Here is an 18009-nt window from a genome sequence, read left to right on the forward strand (position 1 = left end):
GGCCGTTGCGGGGCACGGGGCATGATGGACTGCGACACCCGGCGCGCGGTCGGCCGGCGGGTCGTGCGCGGTCCGCCCGGTTCGGGGTTTGTCGACCGGTTGTCCGGGTGTTTTGTCGCGTTGGTTGGTGAAGGAGGAACGGTGGCGGAAAAGGTACGGACCGGGCGGTGTGTGGTCGCCGTGGACGGCCCGTCCGGTTCGGGGAAGTCCACCGTCTCCCGGCGACTCGCGGGGGCGCTCGACGCCCGCTATCTCGACACCGGCGCCATGTACCGCGCGGTGACCTGGGCGGTGCTGCGCTCCGGGGTCGACCCGCAGGACGCCGAGTCGGTTGGCAAGGTGGCCGGCGAGGTCGACGTGAAGATCGGCGTCGACCCGGAGGCGCCGAGCGTGACCGCCGACGGGATCGCGATCGACCGGGAGATCCGGGGACCCGAGGTGACCGCCGCGGTCTCCGCCGTGTCGGCCGTGCCCGCCGTACGGCAGATCCTGGTCGCGATGCAGCGCGAGATCATCACGGCGGCCGGCCGGATCGTGGTCGAGGGCCGGGACATCGGCTCGGTCGTCGCACCGGACGCCGACCTGAAGGTTTACCTGACCGCCTCGGTAGACGCGCGGGCGCAGCGGCGCAGCGCGGAGTACGCCGCCGACCTCTCGGCCACCGCGACCGACCTGGCCCGCCGGGACCGACTCGACTCGACCCGCGCCGCCGACCCGCTGCGGCAGGCGCCGGACGCGGTCGTCCTGGACACCACCGCGCTCGGCATCGACGAGGTCGTCACGCGGCTCCGCGAGCTGCTGGCCGGACAGGTGGCGGACAGGTGACCGGGTACGCGGAGACCGCGGGCCGGGACGGTGACGCGGGCGCCGCCCGCGGCTGTGGCGCGTACGCCGGCGAGGCGGCCCGCGTGGGTGCGATCAACGAGCCGGGTCCGCGAGCCCTGCAGGCAGAGACGAAGGGTGGAACGGCGTGAGCACGGGGGACGGCTGGATCGAGCTGGACGAAACCGACGTCGACGAGGTCGAGCCGACCGGACCGGTGCCGGTGGTGGCCGTCGTCGGCCGGCCGAACGTGGGCAAGTCGACGCTGGTGAACCGGATCATCGGCCGCCGCCAGGCGGTGGTGGAGGACGTTCCCGGGGTGACCCGGGACCGGGTCCCCTACGACGCGCAGTGGTCGGGCCGGCAGTTCACGGTGGTCGACACCGGTGGCTGGGAGCCGGACGCCCGGGACCGGGCGGCGGCGATCGCGGCCCAGGCCGAGCACGCCGTCGCCACGGCGGACGTGGTGGTCTTCGTGGTGGACGCGGTGGTCGGGGCGACCGACGTCGACGAGGCGGCGGTCCGGATGCTGCGGCGCAGCGCGAAGCCGGTCCTGCTGGTGGCCAACAAGGCCGACAACGCCGCCACCGAGATCGAGGCGACCTCGCTGTGGTCCCTCGGGCTCGGCGAGCCGCGCCCGGTCTCCGCCCTGCACGGGCGGGGCTCCGGCGACCTGCTGGACGCGATCCTCGCGGCCCTGCCCGAGCCGCCGCCGATCAGTGAGGGGGGTCCGCGCGGCCCGCGTCGGGTCGCCCTTGTCGGCCGCCCCAACGTGGGCAAGTCGAGCCTGCTCAACCGGCTGGCCAAGGAGGACCGGGCGGTGGTGGACGCCGTCGCCGGCACGACCGTCGATCCGGTCGACAGCCTGGTCGACATCGGCGGAGAGGTCTGGCAGCTGGTCGACACCGCCGGCCTGCGGAAGCGGGTGGCACAGGCCAGCGGCACGGAGTACTACGCCAGCCTCCGTACCGCCGCCGCGATCGAGGCGGCCGAGGTGGCCGTGGTGTTGCTCGACGCCAGCGAGCCGATCAGCGAGCAGGACCAGCGGATCCTGAGCATGGTCACCGAGGCGGGCCGGGCGATGGTGATCGCCTTCAACAAGTGGGACCTGGTCGACGAGGACCGGCGCTACTACCTGGACAAGGAGATCGACCGGGAACTGCGCCGGATTCCCTGGGCGATCCGGGTGAACGTGTCGGCCAAGACGGGCCGCGCGATGGACCGGCTGGCCCCGGCGCTGCGTACCGCCCTGGCGAGCTGGGAGAGCCGGATCCCGACCGGGCAGCTCAACCAGTGGCTCACCGCGCTGGTGCAGGCGACTCCGCACCCGATCCGGGGCGGCCGCGCACCGCGGGTGCTCTTCGCCACCCAGGCCAGCACCTCCCCGCCGCGGTTCGTGCTCTTCACCACCGGGCCGCTCGACGCCGGGTACCAACGCTTCGTCGAGCGCAAGCTCCGCGAGGAGTTCGGCTTCGAGGGCAGCCCGATCGAGGTGTCGGTCCGGGCCCGGAAGAAGCTCGGCCCGGGTGGTCGCGGCAAGGCCCACGGCTGAGCCGTACGCGCCACCGCCACCCCCCTCGCCCCCTCCCCTCGCCCCCTCCCCTCCCGGCCGCGTCCTACCGATTCACCCTATCTTCCTAGGATGCTTTACGGGGTGTGGGCTGGGTGGTTCTGGCGGCAGCCCAGTGGCCGACAGGGGAGATCGTTACGGGAGGGGCGTGTGCGCACCGGGGAGTGGGTCTGCGCTACGCTGTAGCGGCTGTCGTACCGGGAGACCGGTGCGGAGCAACGGGACGTGGCGCAGCTTGGTAGCGCACTTGACTGGGGGTCAAGGGGTCGTCGGTTCGAATCCGGCCGTCCCGACAGCGAGAGGGTTTCCGCAGGTCAGTGAATTGCGGAAACCCTCTTTTCATAGCTCGGCACGAATGCCCGGTCTAGCACGCCGCTGTTGGACTCCTTGACTCGGGCGGGCTGCTCCTACCACTACTCGATCTTCACAAGCTCACCACCGGCCTGTCGCGGGGCTGGGCCGGGTTCCTGCGGGACTGGGACCGGTCACTGCGCGCCGGGGACTACCCACAGACCACCCGCTACAACTACCTGCTCGCCGCCGCCCAGCTTGGCCGCTATCTGGGGGAGTGCTCGCCGGATCCGGACGCCGAGGACTGCGCGTGCTGTCCGGTGTTGTTGGGTAGCTCGCCGAGGTTGGTCAGGGACCACCGCCTGGCTGCGTACCTCGCCGGCGAGGGCGTGCAGGTCGTAGGCCGGGTACAGGTGCTGTCTCTGCTCCGCGTGCCGGCCTCGGTCGCCGAGCGCCACCGCCATCAGGTTGTGCAGTCGGGCCTGCCGGCTGTGGTCCGCCACGCTCCGGAGGTATTCGAGGGCGGCGCGGCAGTGTGCCAGGGAGCCGTCGATGTCACCCCGGCGGTACGCGGCGCCGGCCAGGCCGGTCCGGGCGTACGGCGCCGCGCCGTGCTCGCCGCTGTCCTCGGCAGCAGCCAGTGCCTCGTCCGCCAACCTCTGCCATCCCCGCCAGGCGCCCGCGATCTCCAGGTGGTTGCCGAGCCAGACGAGCAGTATTGCCAGGTCCAGCAGCGGCGCCCGCGCGGCGCGTACGGCCTCGAGCGTGACCGCGGCCACCGCCGCGTGCTCGGAGTGCGACCACGCCACCGCCCGGTAGACGGCGTGCAGGTGATAGCCGACGAGGCGGGCGAGGGCGGACCACCGCTCCTCCGTCTCGGGTCGAGCTGACGGGCGAAGGGATCCGATCAGGTCGTGGCAGCCCTACCCAGGCGCTGGTTGGCGCAGCAGGTGGATGTCGAGCAGCTCCTCCAGCAGCGACGCGGCCTGCCTTGGCTGCCGGTCCAGCAGCGCGGCGGCCGACAGAGCGGGCTGAAATCGACCCAGTCCGGCACGGCGAGCAGCCGGACCACCCTGGCATGCTCGGCGTCGGGCCGCGCGAAGCTGAGTTCGAACGTGACCCGTACCCCCAGGTCCCCCACCCGTAGCTCGTCCAGCGCTTCCCGGTGGGCCAGCCGGTCGGCGAAGTGGCGCGGGCTCCAGGCCGGCCGTGACGCCAGCCCCGCACCCGCGATGCGCAGGCCGAGAGGCAGGTTTCCACACATCGCGGCGATCCGGCGTACGCTCTCCAGCTCTCCGGCTGTCCGCTCGATCCCGACGAGCGAGCGCAGCAGTTCGACGGATGTCTCGTCGGTGAGCACGTCGAGCCGGACGATCCGGGCTCCTTCCAGGTCCGCGAGGGTCCGGCGGCTGGTCACCACCACGGCACTTCCGGCGCGCCCCGGCAGCAACGGGCGCACCTGGGCGGCGTCCGCGGCGTCGTCGAGGACCATCAGCACCCGACGGACGGCCAGTGCGCTGCGTAGCATCGCCGTCCGCTCGGTGAGCGAAGCGGGTGCCGGCACCGGGACGCCCAGCGCACGCAGCATGGCCGCGACTATCTCGGCCGGGTCGGCCGGTACCGGACGGGCACCGCCGAGGTCGGCGAAGAGCTGGCCGTCGGGGAAGTCGGTCCGCATCCGGTGACCGAGGCGCACCGCGAGGGCCGTCTTGCCCACCCCCGGCTGGCCGACCAGCACCACGATCGGCACGTGCTCGTACCCGTCCCGGAGCATGCGTTCGGCGCCGGCAAGCTCATCGGTGCGGCCGACGAAGTCGACGACGTCGTACGGCAGTTGCGCCGGCGCGACGGGTGGATCGAACGCTGCCACCGGGTCGGGTGGTTGGGCGTCCTCCGCCGGTTCCGGATCCGGCCCGGCCGGGGGTGGGCGGGTCTCCGAGCGCAGGATCCGCAGGTGCAGCGCGGCGGCCTTCGGCCCGGGCTCGATGCCCAACTCCTCGGCAAGCACGGCCCTGAGATCGCCGTAGGCGGCGAGCGCCTCACTGGCGCGGCCGGTCCGCAGCAGCGCCAGCATCAGCAGGACGTGCAGCGGCTCACGCAACGGGTGCGCGACGACCAGGGCACGCAACTGGGCGATCACCTCGGCGGCCCGCCCCTGTTCGACCTCCAGGCCCAGGCGCCACTCGGTGACCGACAGCCGCTCCTCCAGCAGTCCCGCTGCCAGGTTGGCCAACGCCGGTACGTCGCCGAGGCCGTCGAACGGGTCACCCCGCCACAGATGTTCGGCCGATGCCAGCAGCGAGCGGGCGCGCTCGACGTCGACATTGCGGGCCTGGGCGACCAGCGCCCGGAACCGGTGCAGGTCGACCGCCTCCGGTGGCACGTCCAGCAGGTAGCCCGGCTTGCGGCTGACCAGGTGGCCGGCGGGCAGGACGCGGCGCAGGTGCGAGACGTAGACCTGGACGGCCTTGCGCGCGGCGGCGGGGGCGGTGTCACCCCAGACCATCTCGATCAACCGCTCGGTGGAGACCAGGGAGTTCGGTTCGAGCGCGAGGGCCGCCAGCACCGCCCGCTGCTTCGCCGGCCCCAGGTCCACCGTGTGTCCATCCTGGACGAACGTGACCGGGCCCAGGAGCCGAAACATCGCTCCGCCTTTCATCTGATCCCCCGTCCGGCCGGCGGGTCCGAGTTCTCCACTCGGGCGGTACCCGTGCAGACGGCGGCCGACCCGCCCCTGCCATTAGGCCGTTGATCACCCCCGGCCGGCAAGGACCGGCAAGGACCGGGGATATACCGACCGGGTATGTCGACTCTTCGGCGTACCGGTGCGGGCGTCACGGGCACACGCGCTCCGGCCGGCGCCGGTCCTGCCCACGGACCGGAGTCAGTCCCGGCTGATCACGACCCGGTCGGTCCCGGCCGTACAGGTGCCCTGGAGTGCGTCCGGGTCCGTACGCCAGCGCCAGGTCGTGCGGCAACTCCAACCGTCGACGATCTGCCGCCACCCGTCGACCGGCGGCGTTCCCACCTCGGCGGAGTCCTCCACCCCCAGGTAGTAGTTCGTCACGATGCGCCCGGCCCGCTCACGGGTCACCGAGCCGCTGACGGTGAACCGCACCGACACGTGTCCCGGCGCCTCCGCGGTGTTGCGGCACAGGGTCGGGCCGGCCTGCCTCGCCAGCAGGGTCAGCCAGCCGAACAGCAGGTGGTGGTCGGAGCAGAGCCGACCGTCGCACATTCCCACGGTACGGATCGAGGCGCTGGCGGCCTGCCGGCTGAAGTGCTCCGAGTCGAAGAAGATGTGGTCGATCTTCGACGCACCGTGTTGCCCGGTGTGCGTGGCCGCGCCGCCGCGCCGCACCGTCGCGCACCCGGGTTCGGCACACATGTCCCCCTCCTAGAAGTGGCCGGAGGCGCCGGGGAACGCGGTGCGGTCGTAGAGCTGGCCGAGCGAGCCGTCCGGTGGTTCGCTGTTGAAGCCGCCGATGATCACGGTGGGTAGCTCCGGCGGGAAGAGCGCCGCGGCGGCGTTCAGCTCGGCCATCTGCCGGCGGGCGTGGGCGTCGTCGTGCGCCAGGTGCCGGTCGCCCGGGAGTCTCAGGAGGACTTCCTGCGGACCCTGTCGCCCGCCGAGCGGGAACGCTGGTCGGGCTGCTGCGCCCGCCCGGTCCTCGACGCGAACGACGCGGCCCGCCGGGCCGGAGCCGCGACGCACCCGCACCGGCGGTGCCGCCGGTGCGGGATCGAGACCCGCCACCGGGGCCGGCTGACCGGCGTGACCGGTCCGGCAGCTGCGACGGCCCGGCGGCCCGGGTACGGCGACTCGACACGGTAGCCAACAGCCAATGGCCCGGAAAGCAGGAAGAAAGGGAATTCCCTCCATCGCCGAGGCATTAGCCGATCCTTAACCGCAACGCCGTACCTTTCGGTGCGCCGGTCCCCGGTCGCATCCCCCCGCTTGCCGGGGCGGCGGCGTACGGGCGACCGCTGCGTACGGCGGGTCCGACCCGGACGCCGTGCTGGCAGGTCGACAGGTGACGAGGTACGCGATGCACGACGACCCGGTGGGACGGCTCACCGAACTCTGGCAGCGGGCGGACGTCCTGGCTCAGCGGCTGGCGGCGGTGACCCGGCCGGACGGGAGTTGGGACGGCTCCGACGGCACCGGAATGGTGACGGTCACGGTGGACGCCGAGGGTCCGGTCGCCGCTGTCGCGGTCGAGCCGCAGTGGCGCCGCCGGATCGACCCCGAGGCGCTGGGCACGGCCGTCCGCGAGGCGGCCGGGGCGGCCCAGCACGGCCGGTTGACCGACTGGGCCGAGTCGTTCGCCGAGCAGCACGCCCGGCCCGATCCGCTACCCCGCCCGATGCCTCCGTTGCAGGACACCCTCGCCAACCGGCTCGACGAGTTGGCTACGGCGGGTGTGAGCGGCGACGAGGGGCGCGCCGGGCTGCGCGAGCTGTCCCGGCTGGTGGGGTCGGCCGTGCATGCCGTCGGCGAGGTCTCCGCACAGCTTCGGGTGCACGCCCGGACGACGTACACCGGGCACAACCAGTCCCGGGACGTGGCCGTGACGGTCAGCGGCGGCGGCGAGGTCACCGAGGTGCGCTACGACCGCCACTGGCTGGCGGAGGCCGGCGGGCAGTGGATCGGTCGGGAGACCGTTTCGGCGTTCCGGGCCGCCTACCAGCGGGCCTCGGCCGAGTCCGTCGAGGCGGTGATCGCACGCGGCCCGCTCGGTGAGATCCAGGAACTCGGTGCCGATCCCCATGCACTGGCCCGGCGTCTGCACCTGCGCTGACCGGCCCGACTTCTGCCGCCCCGGCACGCGGATCAGCAGTGCCGGAACGGCCGGGTGCAGACGGCGGATACCGGCCCGGCAGCGCGGCGCCGCCGGCCAACCACTGCGGACCAGACAAGAGGAGAGATGGACATGCCGGACGAGGCGTTGTCAGTTGCCGTCGAGGCGCTGCGCAGCGACGCGAGGGCCTGGCAGGAGACGGCCGACGTCACCCGCCGCGCCGCGACGGAGTCGTCGGGGCTGGACCTGGGCCTGGCCGAGCTGTCGTGGGCGGCCGAGGGCGACCTGTTCGTCACCTACATGATGATCCAACACAAGGTGGAACACCTGCTGGGCCAGGCCGGATCGACCCTCCGCGACCTGGCGAACGTGCTGGAGGAGATCGCGGACAGCTACGAGTCGTCCGACTCGGCGGCGGCGGCGCGGTACGACAACCTGTGGGAGCCGGCGTGACGAGGCAGGCAGCCCGACCGGTCCGGGTCGAGGAGGGGCGATGACCACCGTCGGTGCGGCCGAGGACGCAGCGATCATCGAGCAGATCACCGGTCTGATCGACCAGGTCGACGGCAAGACCGCCGAACTGCGTGACAACGTCACCCGGTTGAGCGGTCAGCTTCCGGAGCCGGCGCGGCAGCAGACGCTGACCGCGTTGGAGGACTTCGCGCTCGAGTTGGAGCAACTCTTCCACGCGCTGCGGAACATGGTGACGCACTGGGGATCCCCGTCGGCGCTGTGGGACGCGGCGGACGGCTGGAGCAGCCGGGTCGGTGGGCCGGTCAGCGCACGCGCCGGCGTCGCCACGTCCGGGCATCTGCGGGCGGATGACGGAAACTGGGAGGGCACGGCCGCCACGGCGTACGCCCAGCGGCTGGAGTTGCAGCGAGCGGCGCTGGTCGCGATCAATACCCCGCTCTGCGAGAGCATCGGCAGCGCCCTCTCGGCCCTCGCCGTGGGAATCATGACGTACTGGGCGAGCCTCGTGTATGCCCTCTCCGCGCTGGTGACTGGCCTCGTCGGCGCGGTGGCGGCCAGCGGCACCGTGGTCGGGTTGCCGGCGGCACCGGTCATCGCGGTCGCAGCCGTCGTCGCCGCGTTTCTGGCGGTCATCGCCGGCAGTGTGGTGCTGAGTTCGGTCGCGTCGAGCACCAACAGCAGTCTCGTGCAGGCGCTCAACAACAACATCGACTTCCCGGACGGGCAATGGCCGAGGGCGACGGACGTGCCCTCGTAGCCTCGGCGGCTGCCGAGCGTCCGCGCCAGCCAGCACCGCAGCCGCAATTTCCTGCAATACAACGGACAGAGCCTTTCCTAGGCTCTCGTTTCATCGATCGGCGAGCCGCACCGTCCACGGTCGCGGAGAACTGGGAGGATGTTGTGCCGGATGGACCGGAGGGCCAGGTGAGCCGGCGACGGGTGCTGGCCGGTGGCGGTGGGACGGCGTTCGGCGTCGCCGTCGGAGCGGTGGCCGACGGAACCGACGGCGCCACTGCGGCCAGTGCGGCCACTGTGGCCACTGCGGCGCCGACGGCGCCTGCGGTCGAGGCCGAACGAGCGGCGGTCGTCGGGCCCGGCCCGGTGGAGATCACGTTGCGGGTCAACGGTGCCGACCACCGCTTAGCGGTGGAGCCCCGGGTGAGCCTGCTCGACGCGCTCCGCGAACGGCTGCACCTCACCGGTACGAAGAAGGGCTGCGACCACGGCGAGTGCGGCGCCTGCACCGTGCTGCTCGACGGCCAGCGCGCCAAGTCCTGCCTCACCCTGGCGGTGATGCAGGACGAAGCCGAGATCACCACAATCGAGGGGCTGGCCGACGGGGACCGCCCACATCCGGTGCAGGACGCCTTCATCCGGCGGGACGCGTTCCAGTGCGGGTTCTGCACGCCGGGCCAGATCATGTCGGCCGTCGGGATGCTGCGGGAACGGAGCCGTCCCACCGACGCCGAGATCCGGGAGGGCATGAGCGGCAACCTGTGCCGGTGCAGCGCGTACCCGAACATCGTCGCCGCGATCCGGGACGTGGCGCACGGGCGCGGTGGACCGGGCGACGACACCGACGAGCGGGACGAGGCGCGGCGATGAACGAGATCCGGTACGTCCGGGCGGCCACCCCGGCCCAGGCCGTCGCGCTGGCCAGCGCCGAGCCGACCACCGCGTACGTGGCTGGCGGCACTGAGCTGACCAACCTGATGCGCGACGGTGTGCACGTACCCGGGTTGGTGGTGGACGTGAACCGGGTCGCGGAGCGCGGCATCGAGTGGCAGCCGGGCCGGGTCCGGATCGGCGCGCTGGCCCGGATGGCCGAGGTGGCCCGCGACGCCGAGATGCGGCACCGGCTGCCGGTGGTGCCGGCGGCCCTGCTCGCCTCCGCGTCGGGGCAGGTGCGCAACATGGCCAGCATCGGCGGCAACCTGCTGCAACGCACCCGCTGCTGGTACTACCGGGACACCGCGCTGCCCTGCAACGCCCGGGTGCCCGGCAGTGGCTGCCCCGCACTGGACGGCGAGAACCGCTGGCACGCCATCCTCGGCGGGAGCGAGAGCTGCATCCGGGTCCACCCCTCCGATCTGGCGGTGGCGCTCACCGCGCTGGACGCCACGGTGCTGACGCAGGGCCCGGGTGGTGCGCGCCGGCTGCCGATCGAGACGCTGCACCGGCTGCCCGGCGACGCGCCGCACCGGGAGACGGTGCTCGAGCACGGCGAGTTGGTGGTGGCGGTGGAGGTGCCGGCCACGGCGATGGCGGCCCACTCGCGCTACCGGAAGGTGCGCGACCGCGCGTCGTTCGAGTTCGCCCTGGTCTCCGTCGCGGTGGCGCTGGAGCTGCGCGGCCGGACGGTCCGGGACGTCCGGATCGCGCTCGGGGGTGTCGCTCCCCGGCCCTGGCGGGCCAGGGAGGCCGAGGACGTGCTGCGCGGCGAACGGCTGACCGATGCGGCGGTCGCGGCGGCCGGGGCAGCCGCGGTCCGGGGCGCGGTGCCCCGGGAACACAACGCGTTCAAGCTCGATCTGGTGTCCCGCACGCTGACCGGCGTGCTCGACGAACTCGGAGGCGGCAGGTGAGACAGTACGTCGGGAAGCCGCTGCACCGGGTCGACGGCTGGGCCAAGGTCACCGGTCAGGCCCGGTACGCCGCCGACCAGCCGATCCCCGACCTCGCGTACGGGGTGCTGGTGACCAGCACGATCGCCCGGGGGCGGATCCGCCGGATCGACAGCGCCGCCGCCCTGGCCACGCCGGGCGTACTCGGCGTCTACACCCACGAGAACCTGCCCCGGTTCGCGGAGCAGTCGCCGGGCTGGGTGCCGTACGCGCAGACCCTGGTGCCGATGCAGGGCACCGAGATCCGGCACGGCGGCCAGCAGGTCGCCATCGTGGTGGCCGAGACGTTCGAACAGGCCAGCCGGGCCGCCGGGCTGGTACGCGTCGACTACGACGCCGAGCAGCCCACGATCGGACTGGTGGAGAACCTGTCCCGGGCGTACACGCCACCGGAGGGCACTCCCGGGGCGCTCCAGATGCGCCGGGGCGACCCGGCGGCTGGGCTGGCCGAGGCCGCGGTCCGGCTCGAGGTCGAGTACCGCACCTCGATCAACCATCACAACCCGATCGAACCGTCCGCCACGCTGGCCGTCTGGAAGGGCGACGACCTGACTCTCTACGAGTCGACCCAGTCGATCACGTTCACCCAGGAGGCCGTCGCACGGATGCTCGGCGTGCCGCCGCAGCGGGTACGGGTGGTCACGCCATACCTCGGTGGCGGGTTCGGGTGCAAGGGCTTCGTCTGGCCGCACACCTACCTGACCGCCGCCGTCGCCAGGCTGGTCGGGCGGTCGGTGAAGCTGGTGCTCACCCGGGCCCAGCAGTACACGAGCTGCGGGCACCGGCCGGCGTCCGTGCAACGGCTCCAGGTCGGCGCCGCCCGGGACGGCCGGCTGACCGCGATCACCCACGCGGTCACCTCGCACACCTCGCGGTCGGACATCATCCAGTTCAACCCGATCGCCGCGACCCAGTCCGTCTACGCGGTCCCCAACCTGGAGATCGCCAGCCAGGTCGTCGAGGTGGACCTGGGTACGACCATCGCCACCCGGCCGCCCTCCGGGCCCAGCAACGAGGCGTTGGAGATGGCGCTCGACGAGTTGAGCTGGGCGCTGGACATGGATCCGGTGGCTTTGCGGCTGCGCAACTACACCGGCGTCGACCCGAGCGCCCCGGACCGACCGCAGAGCCGGTTCCTCCGCGAGTGCTACGCGCTCGGTGCCGAACGGTTCGGCTGGCCCCGCCGCCGGCCGGCCCCGGGCAGCATGAGCCGGGGTGAACTGCTGGTGGGCTGGGGGATGGCCGGGGCGCAGCACAACTGGCATCCGGGGGTGGCACAGGCAACGGTGCGGATCAGCAGCGACGGCCGGGCCCGGGTGACCTGCGGCACCCAGGACATCGGCACCGGGACGTACACGATCATGGTGCAGGTGGCGGCGGACGGGCTGGGCGTGCGGCCGGGGGACGTCCGGGCCGTACTCGGTGACACCCGGTTTCCGCCCGCCCCGTCGTCGAGCGGTTCGGCGACCGCGACCACGGTCGGGATGGCGGTCCGCGTCGCCGCCCGGGCCACCCGGGAGAAGGTGGTCCGGCTCGCCGTCGCCGATCCGCGGTCCCCGCTGCACGGCGCCGCTCCGGACGAGGTGGACACGGTGGACGGGCGGCTGTTTCTGCGCGCGGACCCGGGGCGCGGCGAGAGCTACCGGCAGGTGCTGAGCCGGCACGGCGCCTCTGTCGAGGCGTCGGGCGGCGCGGACCTCAGCGGCAACGCGGGTCCGTCGTATGGCGCCGCCTTCGCCGAGGTGCAGGTCAGCGGCGTGACCGGCGAGGTCCGGGTGGCCAGGCTGGTCTGTGCCGTCGACGCGGGGCGGGTGCTGAACCCGGCGACCGCCCGCAGCCAGGCGCTCGGTGGAGCGGTCTGGGCGATCGGCGCGGCACTGACCGAGCACACCCTGGTCGACCGCCGGTACGGCCGGATCGTCACCGCGAACCTGGCCGGCTACCTGGTGCCGGTGGAGGCCGACGTGCCCGACATCGACGTGGTCTTCGTGGACAAGCCGGCGCCGGAGGCGAACGAGTTGGGCGCTCGGGGCCTGGGCGAAGTGACCGCGACCGGCGCCAGTGCGGCGATCGCCAACGCCGTCTACCACGCCACCGGGCACCGGGTCCGGGAGTTCCCGATCACCCCGGACAAGGTGCTGGCCGGATGGCGCTGACCCGGCGGACGGTGGGGACGCCGTGCGGGAGGTACTGACGGAGCTGGCCGGCTGGTGGCACCAGAGGCTGCCGGTCGGCCTGGCCACCGTGGTCGGGGCCTGGCGGTCGGCGCCCCGGCTGCCCGGCGCCGCCCTGCTGGTCGGCCCGGACGGCTCGGCGGTGGGCAGCGTCTCCGGCGGCTGCGTGGAGGCGGCGGTGTACGAGTTGGCCGCCGAGGCGGTGCGGACCGGCCGGCCGCTGCTCCAGCGGTACGGAGTGGCCGACGACGACGCCCTGGCGGTCGGCCTGACCTGCGGCGGCGACCTGGACGTCTTCGTCGAGCGGGTGGACCCGGAGTCCTTTCCCGAACTGGGCGAGCTGGCCCGGGATGTGGCCGCCGGGCGGCCGGTCGCCATCGCCACCTGCGTCACGGTCCCCGGCGGCGGAACGAGGGGCGGCGGGCCGGCCGGGGCGACCGGCTCCGGAATCCGGCTCGGCCCGGTGCCGGCACGACGGCTGGTCGTCTGGCCCGACCGGCACTCGGGCACTCTCGACGCCGCCCTGGACGAGGCCGTACTCACCGACGCGCGGGCACTGCTCGCCGAGGGCGGCAGCCGGCTGCTGGACTACTCGCCGGACGGCCGGCGCCGTACCGCGTCGGACGGTGCCGGCTGGCGCGTCTTCGTCTCCAGCTTCGCCCCGCCGCCCCGGATGCTGGTCTTCGGGGCGATCGACTTCGCCGCCGCCGTGGCCCGGATCGGCACGTTCCTGGGCTACCGGGTGACCGTCTGCGACGCCCGACCGCTGTTCGCGACCGAGGCGCGCTTCCCGGACGCGGACGAGGTCGTGGTGGCCTGGCCACACCGGTATCTCGACGTGGAGGCATCGGCCGGGCGGATCGATGCCCGGACGGCGGTGTGCGTGCTGACCCACGACGCGAAGTTCGACGTACCGCTGCTGGACGTGGCCCTGCGGCTGCCTCTGGCCTATCTGGGCGCGCTCGGCTCACGCCGGACCCAGGCCGACCGGGTACGTCGGCTGCGGGCGGCGGGCGTGCCGGCCGAGTCGCTGGCCCGGCTCGCCGCCCCGATCGGCCTGGACCTCGGGGCCCGCACCCCGGAGGAGACCGCGGTCAGCATCGCGGCCGAGATCGTCGCGCTGGCCCGCGGCGGTACGACCGGCCGGCTCAGCTTCGGCACCGGTCCCATCCACCGGCAGCACGCCGACCACCCGGTGACGGCGGCTCGGCTACGCCCGTGATGCGACTGGCCGGGCCGCCGAACGGACGCGAGGGCGGCCCCCTCGACCGCCGTCGGCACCCGACACCACCGACGTCGGGAGACCGGTGACGGACGCGGTCGCCAACCAATCGTTAACCGCCGCTCCCTACCGTGCAGGCGACGATCTCGCGGTCGTCGGACGACACGGCAGGCCGGGGCACGTAGGGCCGCATCCCGACGCTGCCGATCTGATGGCGAGGGCCGCGTGCCCAAAGCTGACCAGCTGCGAACGGTGGGAGTGAGCATGTTCGGAAAACTCGGGACCGTGGCGGTGCTGGGCCTGGTCGCCGGGCTGGTCGCGGTGCCGGTACCCGGGCTGTCGGGCGATCCAGCGGCCGCCGTGGCCTCGGCACGGGCGTCGGCGGAGGAACTGGCACCGGTGATGCTGGTGCTGGATGCCTCGGGCTCGATGCGGGAGAGCGCAGGCGGTGGCGTGGACAAGATGACCGCGGCTCGGCGGGCGGTTCGCACGCTGGTGCGGGCCGCGCCGGACGGCACGCGGCTCGGGCTGACCGTGTACGGCTCGTCGACGGGTAACTCGGGCGCCGAGAAGGCGGCCGGGTGCCAGGACGTACGACTGGTCCATCCGGTCGGCCCGGTCGACCGCGAGGCGCTGCTCGGCACGACCGACCAGGTACGGGCGCGCGGTTACACCCCGATCGGCCGGGCGTTGCGGGTGGCGGCAGACGGGTTGCCGGCGGAGGGCCCGCGGTCGATCGTGCTGGTGTCCGACGGCATCGACTCGTGCGCGCCGCCGGACCCTTGCGAGGTGGCCCGGGAACTTGCGCGGCAGGGCGTGGACCTTCGGGTGCACGCGGTCGGCTTCGATGTGGACCGCGCCGCCCAGCGGCAGTTGGCCTGCATCGCCCGGGCCACCCGGGGGACCTACACCGACGCGGGAGACGCCGCCGAGTTGGCCCGGGCGCTCAACCGGGTGACCCAGCAGGCACTGCGCCGGTACGAGGCGGCCGGCACGCCGGTCAGCGGCGGGACGGACCGGCAGAGCGCGCCGGCCCTGGTCCCCGGGTCGTACCTCGACGACCTCGACCCGGGTCAGGTCCGGCACTACGCCGTGGAGGTGACGGCCGGATTCACCCTCTACGCCAGCGCCGCACCGGTGCTCAGCCGTGGGGTACGCGCCGCCGCCGAGACCACCAGCATGCAGTTGTACGCGCCCGACGGCACCCGCTGCGGCGGCTTCGACATGCGGGTCACCGCCACCGACCCGATCAGCCCGGCGTCCCGGACGTGGACCGTGCCACTGTCGCCGGACGGAGCGGCCGAACCGTGCCGCCGCCCCGGCCGCTACGTCGTCGCGGTGTCCCGGCAGAACCAGGGCGGCTCCACCGCCCCGCTGGAACTGCTGATCGGCCTGGAACCGCCAGTACCCGATCGGGAGTCGGCCGGGCCGGCTCCGGGTCCGGCGGTGCGGTTCACCACGCCGGGCGGCGATCCCCGGCCGGTCGTCGGCGGCGGCTCGTTCCACACGGCGGCCACCCTGGACGGCACCGGCAGCTACCAGGACACCGTCTGGGAAGACGAGTTCGTCTTCTACCGGGTGCGCCTCGACTGGGGTCAGGGGCTGGCCTACCGGGTCCGGTACGGCGCCGCCGACCTCGACCTCGGGCTCTTCCCGGTCGGCACGAACCTGTACACGCCGTCCCGGCAGGAGATCGGGGGCGGTCAGGAATTCACCGTCTACGCCTACGACGGCAGGCCGACCGCGCTGCCGGCCCGGGCGGAGGCGTACACCACCCGGCCGATCCGGTATCTGAACCGGACGATCCAACAAGACTCGGAACGGGAGCGCAGGCTGAGCGTGGCCGGCTGGCACTACCTCGCGGTCAAGGTGGGTACGGACCGGCGGTCCGAGCCGGCGCCGGTCCCGGTGACCCTGGACGTCGTGGTGGTGGGCACGGCCGAGGCCGGGCCGCGGTACCCCGGCGGTTCCGACGCGTTCGGCAGCGCGCCGAGCACTCCGCCCGGATCGTCACCGTCCCCGGCCACCAGCGCGGCGCGGGCCGGCAACGAGTCGGGCATGCCCTTCGGGCCGGTGCTCTGGGTCGGCGTCCCGCTGCTGGTGACGATCGGCGCCGGTCTGGTCGTCGCGCTGCTGCTCCGGCGACGCCGCACTCCGGCACCGCCGTCGGCCGCCCCTTCCGGTCACCCCGGCTCGCCTCCACCAGGACCGCACGGCACCGGGTACGCACCGTGGCGCCGACCGGACACACCGCCAGACCTATAGTGCCCTCTGGCAGCCAGCCGTCCCGACCTGCCGAGGTGCCCCCGTGGAAAGCGGGCGAATCCCCGGCCGGTCGGCGCGAGCGTGGAGTACGGGCCGCACGCCGAGGGCGTGCCGAAGCCGGGTGACGATGCCTCCACGCAGCAGAGCATCCCGCTGCGCGAGCGGGTTGTCGGCGGGCACCAGCAGGATTCGCTCCTCGGCGGTCAGCGCCGGCCCGTCTGCACGACCGCTCAGGACGTCCAGCGTTCCCGTCGGGCGAGTTGACGGGCGGTGTCGACCAGTGCGCGCACCGGCGGTGACGGGTGCCGCCGCCAGGCGATCTCGAGGTCGATCGTCGGCAGCTCGTCGGTGGTGGAGAGGCAGGCGACCCCGTTGGGCAGCTGCCGCCCGAGTGACCAGGGCAGGAACATGAACCCCTGGTCGCGCAGGTTGAGATGGAGGTTGCGCAGTCCCGGGAGCGGGTTCTCCCAGACGTCGAAGGTCTCGCCGCTGCTCCGCAGCACGGCCAGCACGGTGTCGTGGTAGTGCGGCGCGAGCCGGCGAGGAAAGAAGAGCAGGGTCTCCCCCCGGAGGTCGCTGAGCGCGACCGTACGCCGCTGGGCGAGTCGATGCCCGACGCCGACCACGACGGCGTACGGATCGGGGCGCAGTCGGATTCGCTGGTATGTGGTCGGCACGGGCAGGTGCCGGCCCAGCACGACGTCGAGTTCGCCCTCGTGCAGCGCGGTGCTGAGATCGACGTCCCACGCCTCCCACGTGTCGAGCCGGATGCCCGGGTACCGGTCGCGCATCGCGGCGAACAACTTCGGCATCTCTTCGAAGGCGGTGGTCAGGGTGTAGCCGACGCGTACCTGCCCACCCTCGGCCCGGCCGGCGTGACGGGTCCGCTCCACGGTCCGCTCGGCCTCGACCAGGACTCCACGGGCGGACTCGACGAAGACCCGGCCCGCCTCGGTCAGCCGGGTCGGCCGGCGGTGGAACAGGTCGACGCCGAGCTGCCGTTCCAGCTCGCGGATCTGGCGGCTCAGCGGCGGCTGGGTCATGTGCAGCCGAGCGGCGGCGGCCTCGAAGCCGCCCGCCTCGGCAACCGCGATAACGTACCGGATGAGGCGCAGTTCGATCAGCATTCCGGAAAGGTATCTCGATCTCGCCGGCATCATCCGTGCCCGACCATCGGATTCGGATACCGGCCGACGGCGACGCCCGGTGGGCCCCAGCCCCGGTACGGCGGCAGACCTCCGGTCCGGGGCGGGCGTCACGCCGTACTCGCGTCCTATCCGACCGGCACCGGCCCGGACCCGTCGCGGACGGCGGGGGTTGATCTGGGGGTGATCCACCCGTACGCGGTCGCCGGCCAGGATGGACAGGCGTTGCTGGTGTCGGGGCGGGCGATCCGGGCCGAACACCGCCAACACCTGGCTGATTCGAAGCGACGTCGTCGTGCGGTGGCGGGGCGGGCGCCGGGTCGGGGGTGTACGGGGTTCACGGCGGTGGCGCCGGTACCGGCGTCGGGCCCGGCTGGTCGAGGGCCGGCACCAGCGTCGGGTACGACAGGCGCAGCACGAGGCGGCCAAGACCGTGATCGGCTGGGCCGTCGCACACCGGATCGGTCGTCTGCGGGTTGGTGACCCCCGTGGTGTTCTCGACCTGGCGGCGGGGCGGCGGCACAATCTGCGGCTGCGGCAGTGGCAGGTCGGCCGTCTCATCCAACTCCTACGGGACAAGGCGACCCTGGCCGGGATCACCGTCGAGTTGGTCGACAGGC

18 protein-coding genes and 1 tRNA gene are annotated in these 18009 nt (G+C 73.3%); 14 read left to right on the forward strand and 5 right to left on the reverse strand.

Translation table 11 applies throughout. The features are described 5' to 3' along the window. The first annotated feature begins 141 nt into the window (after positions 1 to 141). The 4 genes from cmk to ACQEUR_RS25210 all read left to right on the forward strand — a co-directional run bounded on the left by cmk (position 142) and on the right by ACQEUR_RS25210 (position 2685). A complete protein-coding gene (cmk, locus tag ACQEUR_RS25195) occupies positions 142 to 825 on the forward strand; it encodes a (d)CMP kinase (RefSeq protein WP_433035876.1) in 684 nt (227 codons plus the stop codon). Further along, on the forward strand, positions 822 to 974 hold the full coding sequence (locus ACQEUR_RS25200) for a hypothetical protein (protein WP_433035879.1): 153 nt from the start codon (positions 822 to 824) through the stop codon (positions 972 to 974). Before cmk ends, ACQEUR_RS25200 begins: the two co-directional genes overlap by 4 nt. Beyond that, a complete protein-coding gene (gene der / locus ACQEUR_RS25205; protein WP_433035882.1) occupies positions 971 to 2374 on the forward strand; it encodes a ribosome biogenesis GTPase Der in 1404 nt (467 codons plus the stop codon). Before ACQEUR_RS25200 ends, der begins: the two co-directional genes overlap by 4 nt. Before the next feature lie 237 nt (positions 2375 to 2611). Further along, positions 2612 to 2685: transfer RNA gene (locus ACQEUR_RS25210), tRNA-Pro, on the forward strand. Positions 2686 to 2877: 192 nt separating this feature from the next. Here ACQEUR_RS25210 and ACQEUR_RS25215 read toward each other — a convergent pair. The 4 genes from ACQEUR_RS25215 to ACQEUR_RS25230 all read right to left on the reverse strand — a co-directional run bounded on the left by ACQEUR_RS25215 (position 2878) and on the right by ACQEUR_RS25230 (position 6227). Beyond that, positions 2878 to 3492 carry a hypothetical protein gene (locus ACQEUR_RS25215; RefSeq protein ID WP_433035885.1) on the reverse strand — a complete coding sequence of 205 codons (615 nt, stop codon included), beginning with the start codon at positions 3490 to 3492 and terminating at the stop codon, positions 2878 to 2880. A 98-nt stretch (positions 3493 to 3590) separates the two neighbouring features. Continuing rightward, positions 3591 to 5327 carry a BTAD domain-containing putative transcriptional regulator gene (locus ACQEUR_RS25220; RefSeq protein ID WP_433035888.1) on the reverse strand — a complete coding sequence of 579 codons (1737 nt, stop codon included), beginning with the start codon at positions 5325 to 5327 and terminating at the stop codon, positions 3591 to 3593. Between the two features lie 240 nt (positions 5328 to 5567). Continuing rightward, positions 5568 to 6071 carry a hypothetical protein gene (locus ACQEUR_RS25225; protein WP_433035891.1) on the reverse strand — a complete coding sequence of 168 codons (504 nt, stop codon included), beginning with the start codon at positions 6069 to 6071 and terminating at the stop codon, positions 5568 to 5570. 9 nt (positions 6072 to 6080) lie between these two features. Continuing rightward, the gene (locus tag ACQEUR_RS25230) at positions 6081 to 6227 is read right to left on the reverse strand and encodes a hypothetical protein (RefSeq protein ID WP_433035894.1); all 147 of its coding nucleotides are present in this window, start codon (positions 6225 to 6227) and stop codon (positions 6081 to 6083) included. A 12-nt stretch (positions 6228 to 6239) separates the two neighbouring features. On the opposite strand from ACQEUR_RS25230, the gene ACQEUR_RS25235 reads away from it, so the two are divergent. The 9 genes from ACQEUR_RS25235 (at position 6240) to ACQEUR_RS25275 (ending at position 16244) form a co-directional block, all read left to right on the forward strand. Next, on the forward strand, positions 6240 to 6518 hold the full coding sequence (locus tag ACQEUR_RS25235; protein ID WP_433035897.1) for a hypothetical protein: 279 nt from the start codon (positions 6240 to 6242) through the stop codon (positions 6516 to 6518). A gap of 199 nt (positions 6519 to 6717) precedes the next feature. Next, positions 6718 to 7485 (forward strand): hypothetical protein, encoded by a 768-nt coding sequence (locus ACQEUR_RS25240; RefSeq protein ID WP_433035900.1) that lies wholly within the window; start codon positions 6718 to 6720, stop codon positions 7483 to 7485. Positions 7486 to 7611: 126 nt separating this feature from the next. Beyond that, complete coding sequence (locus ACQEUR_RS25245; protein WP_433035903.1) at positions 7612 to 7938, forward strand: hypothetical protein; 327 nt, start codon at positions 7612 to 7614, stop codon at positions 7936 to 7938. 40 nt (positions 7939 to 7978) lie between these two features. Next, a complete protein-coding gene (locus tag ACQEUR_RS25250) occupies positions 7979 to 8716 on the forward strand; it encodes a hypothetical protein (RefSeq protein ID WP_433035906.1) in 738 nt (245 codons plus the stop codon). A gap of 350 nt (positions 8717 to 9066) precedes the next feature. After that, on the forward strand, positions 9067 to 9564 hold the full coding sequence (locus tag ACQEUR_RS25255; protein ID WP_433035926.1) for a (2Fe-2S)-binding protein: 498 nt from the start codon (positions 9067 to 9069) through the stop codon (positions 9562 to 9564). Continuing rightward, positions 9561 to 10544 carry an FAD binding domain-containing protein gene (locus tag ACQEUR_RS25260; RefSeq protein WP_433035908.1) on the forward strand — a complete coding sequence of 328 codons (984 nt, stop codon included), beginning with the start codon at positions 9561 to 9563 and terminating at the stop codon, positions 10542 to 10544. Before ACQEUR_RS25255 ends, ACQEUR_RS25260 begins: the two co-directional genes overlap by 4 nt. Then, positions 10541 to 12739 (forward strand): xanthine dehydrogenase family protein molybdopterin-binding subunit, encoded by a 2199-nt coding sequence (locus ACQEUR_RS25265; RefSeq protein ID WP_433035911.1) that lies wholly within the window; start codon positions 10541 to 10543, stop codon positions 12737 to 12739. The genes ACQEUR_RS25260 and ACQEUR_RS25265 overlap by 4 nt, the downstream gene beginning before the upstream one ends. Before the next feature lie 22 nt (positions 12740 to 12761). Then, on the forward strand, positions 12762 to 13979 hold the full coding sequence (locus tag ACQEUR_RS25270) for an XdhC family protein (protein ID WP_433035914.1): 1218 nt from the start codon (positions 12762 to 12764) through the stop codon (positions 13977 to 13979). Between the two features lie 264 nt (positions 13980 to 14243). Then, complete coding sequence (locus ACQEUR_RS25275) at positions 14244 to 16244, forward strand: vWA domain-containing protein (protein WP_433035917.1); 2001 nt, start codon at positions 14244 to 14246, stop codon at positions 16242 to 16244. 230 nt (positions 16245 to 16474) lie between these two features. On the opposite strand, the gene ACQEUR_RS25280 is transcribed toward ACQEUR_RS25275, so the two are convergent. Then, positions 16475 to 17371 (reverse strand): LysR family transcriptional regulator, encoded by an 897-nt coding sequence (locus tag ACQEUR_RS25280; protein WP_433035920.1) that lies wholly within the window; start codon positions 17369 to 17371, stop codon positions 16475 to 16477. A gap of 313 nt (positions 17372 to 17684) precedes the next feature. On the opposite strand from ACQEUR_RS25280, the gene ACQEUR_RS25285 reads away from it, so the two are divergent. After that, positions 17685 to 18009 (forward strand): hypothetical protein (locus ACQEUR_RS25285; protein WP_433035923.1); only part of this gene is annotated, 325 nt, incomplete at its 3' end.

It is taken from the genome of Plantactinospora sp. CA-290183, from assembly GCF_050936375.1.
Taxonomy (GTDB): Bacteria; Actinomycetota; Actinomycetes; order Mycobacteriales; family Micromonosporaceae; genus Plantactinospora.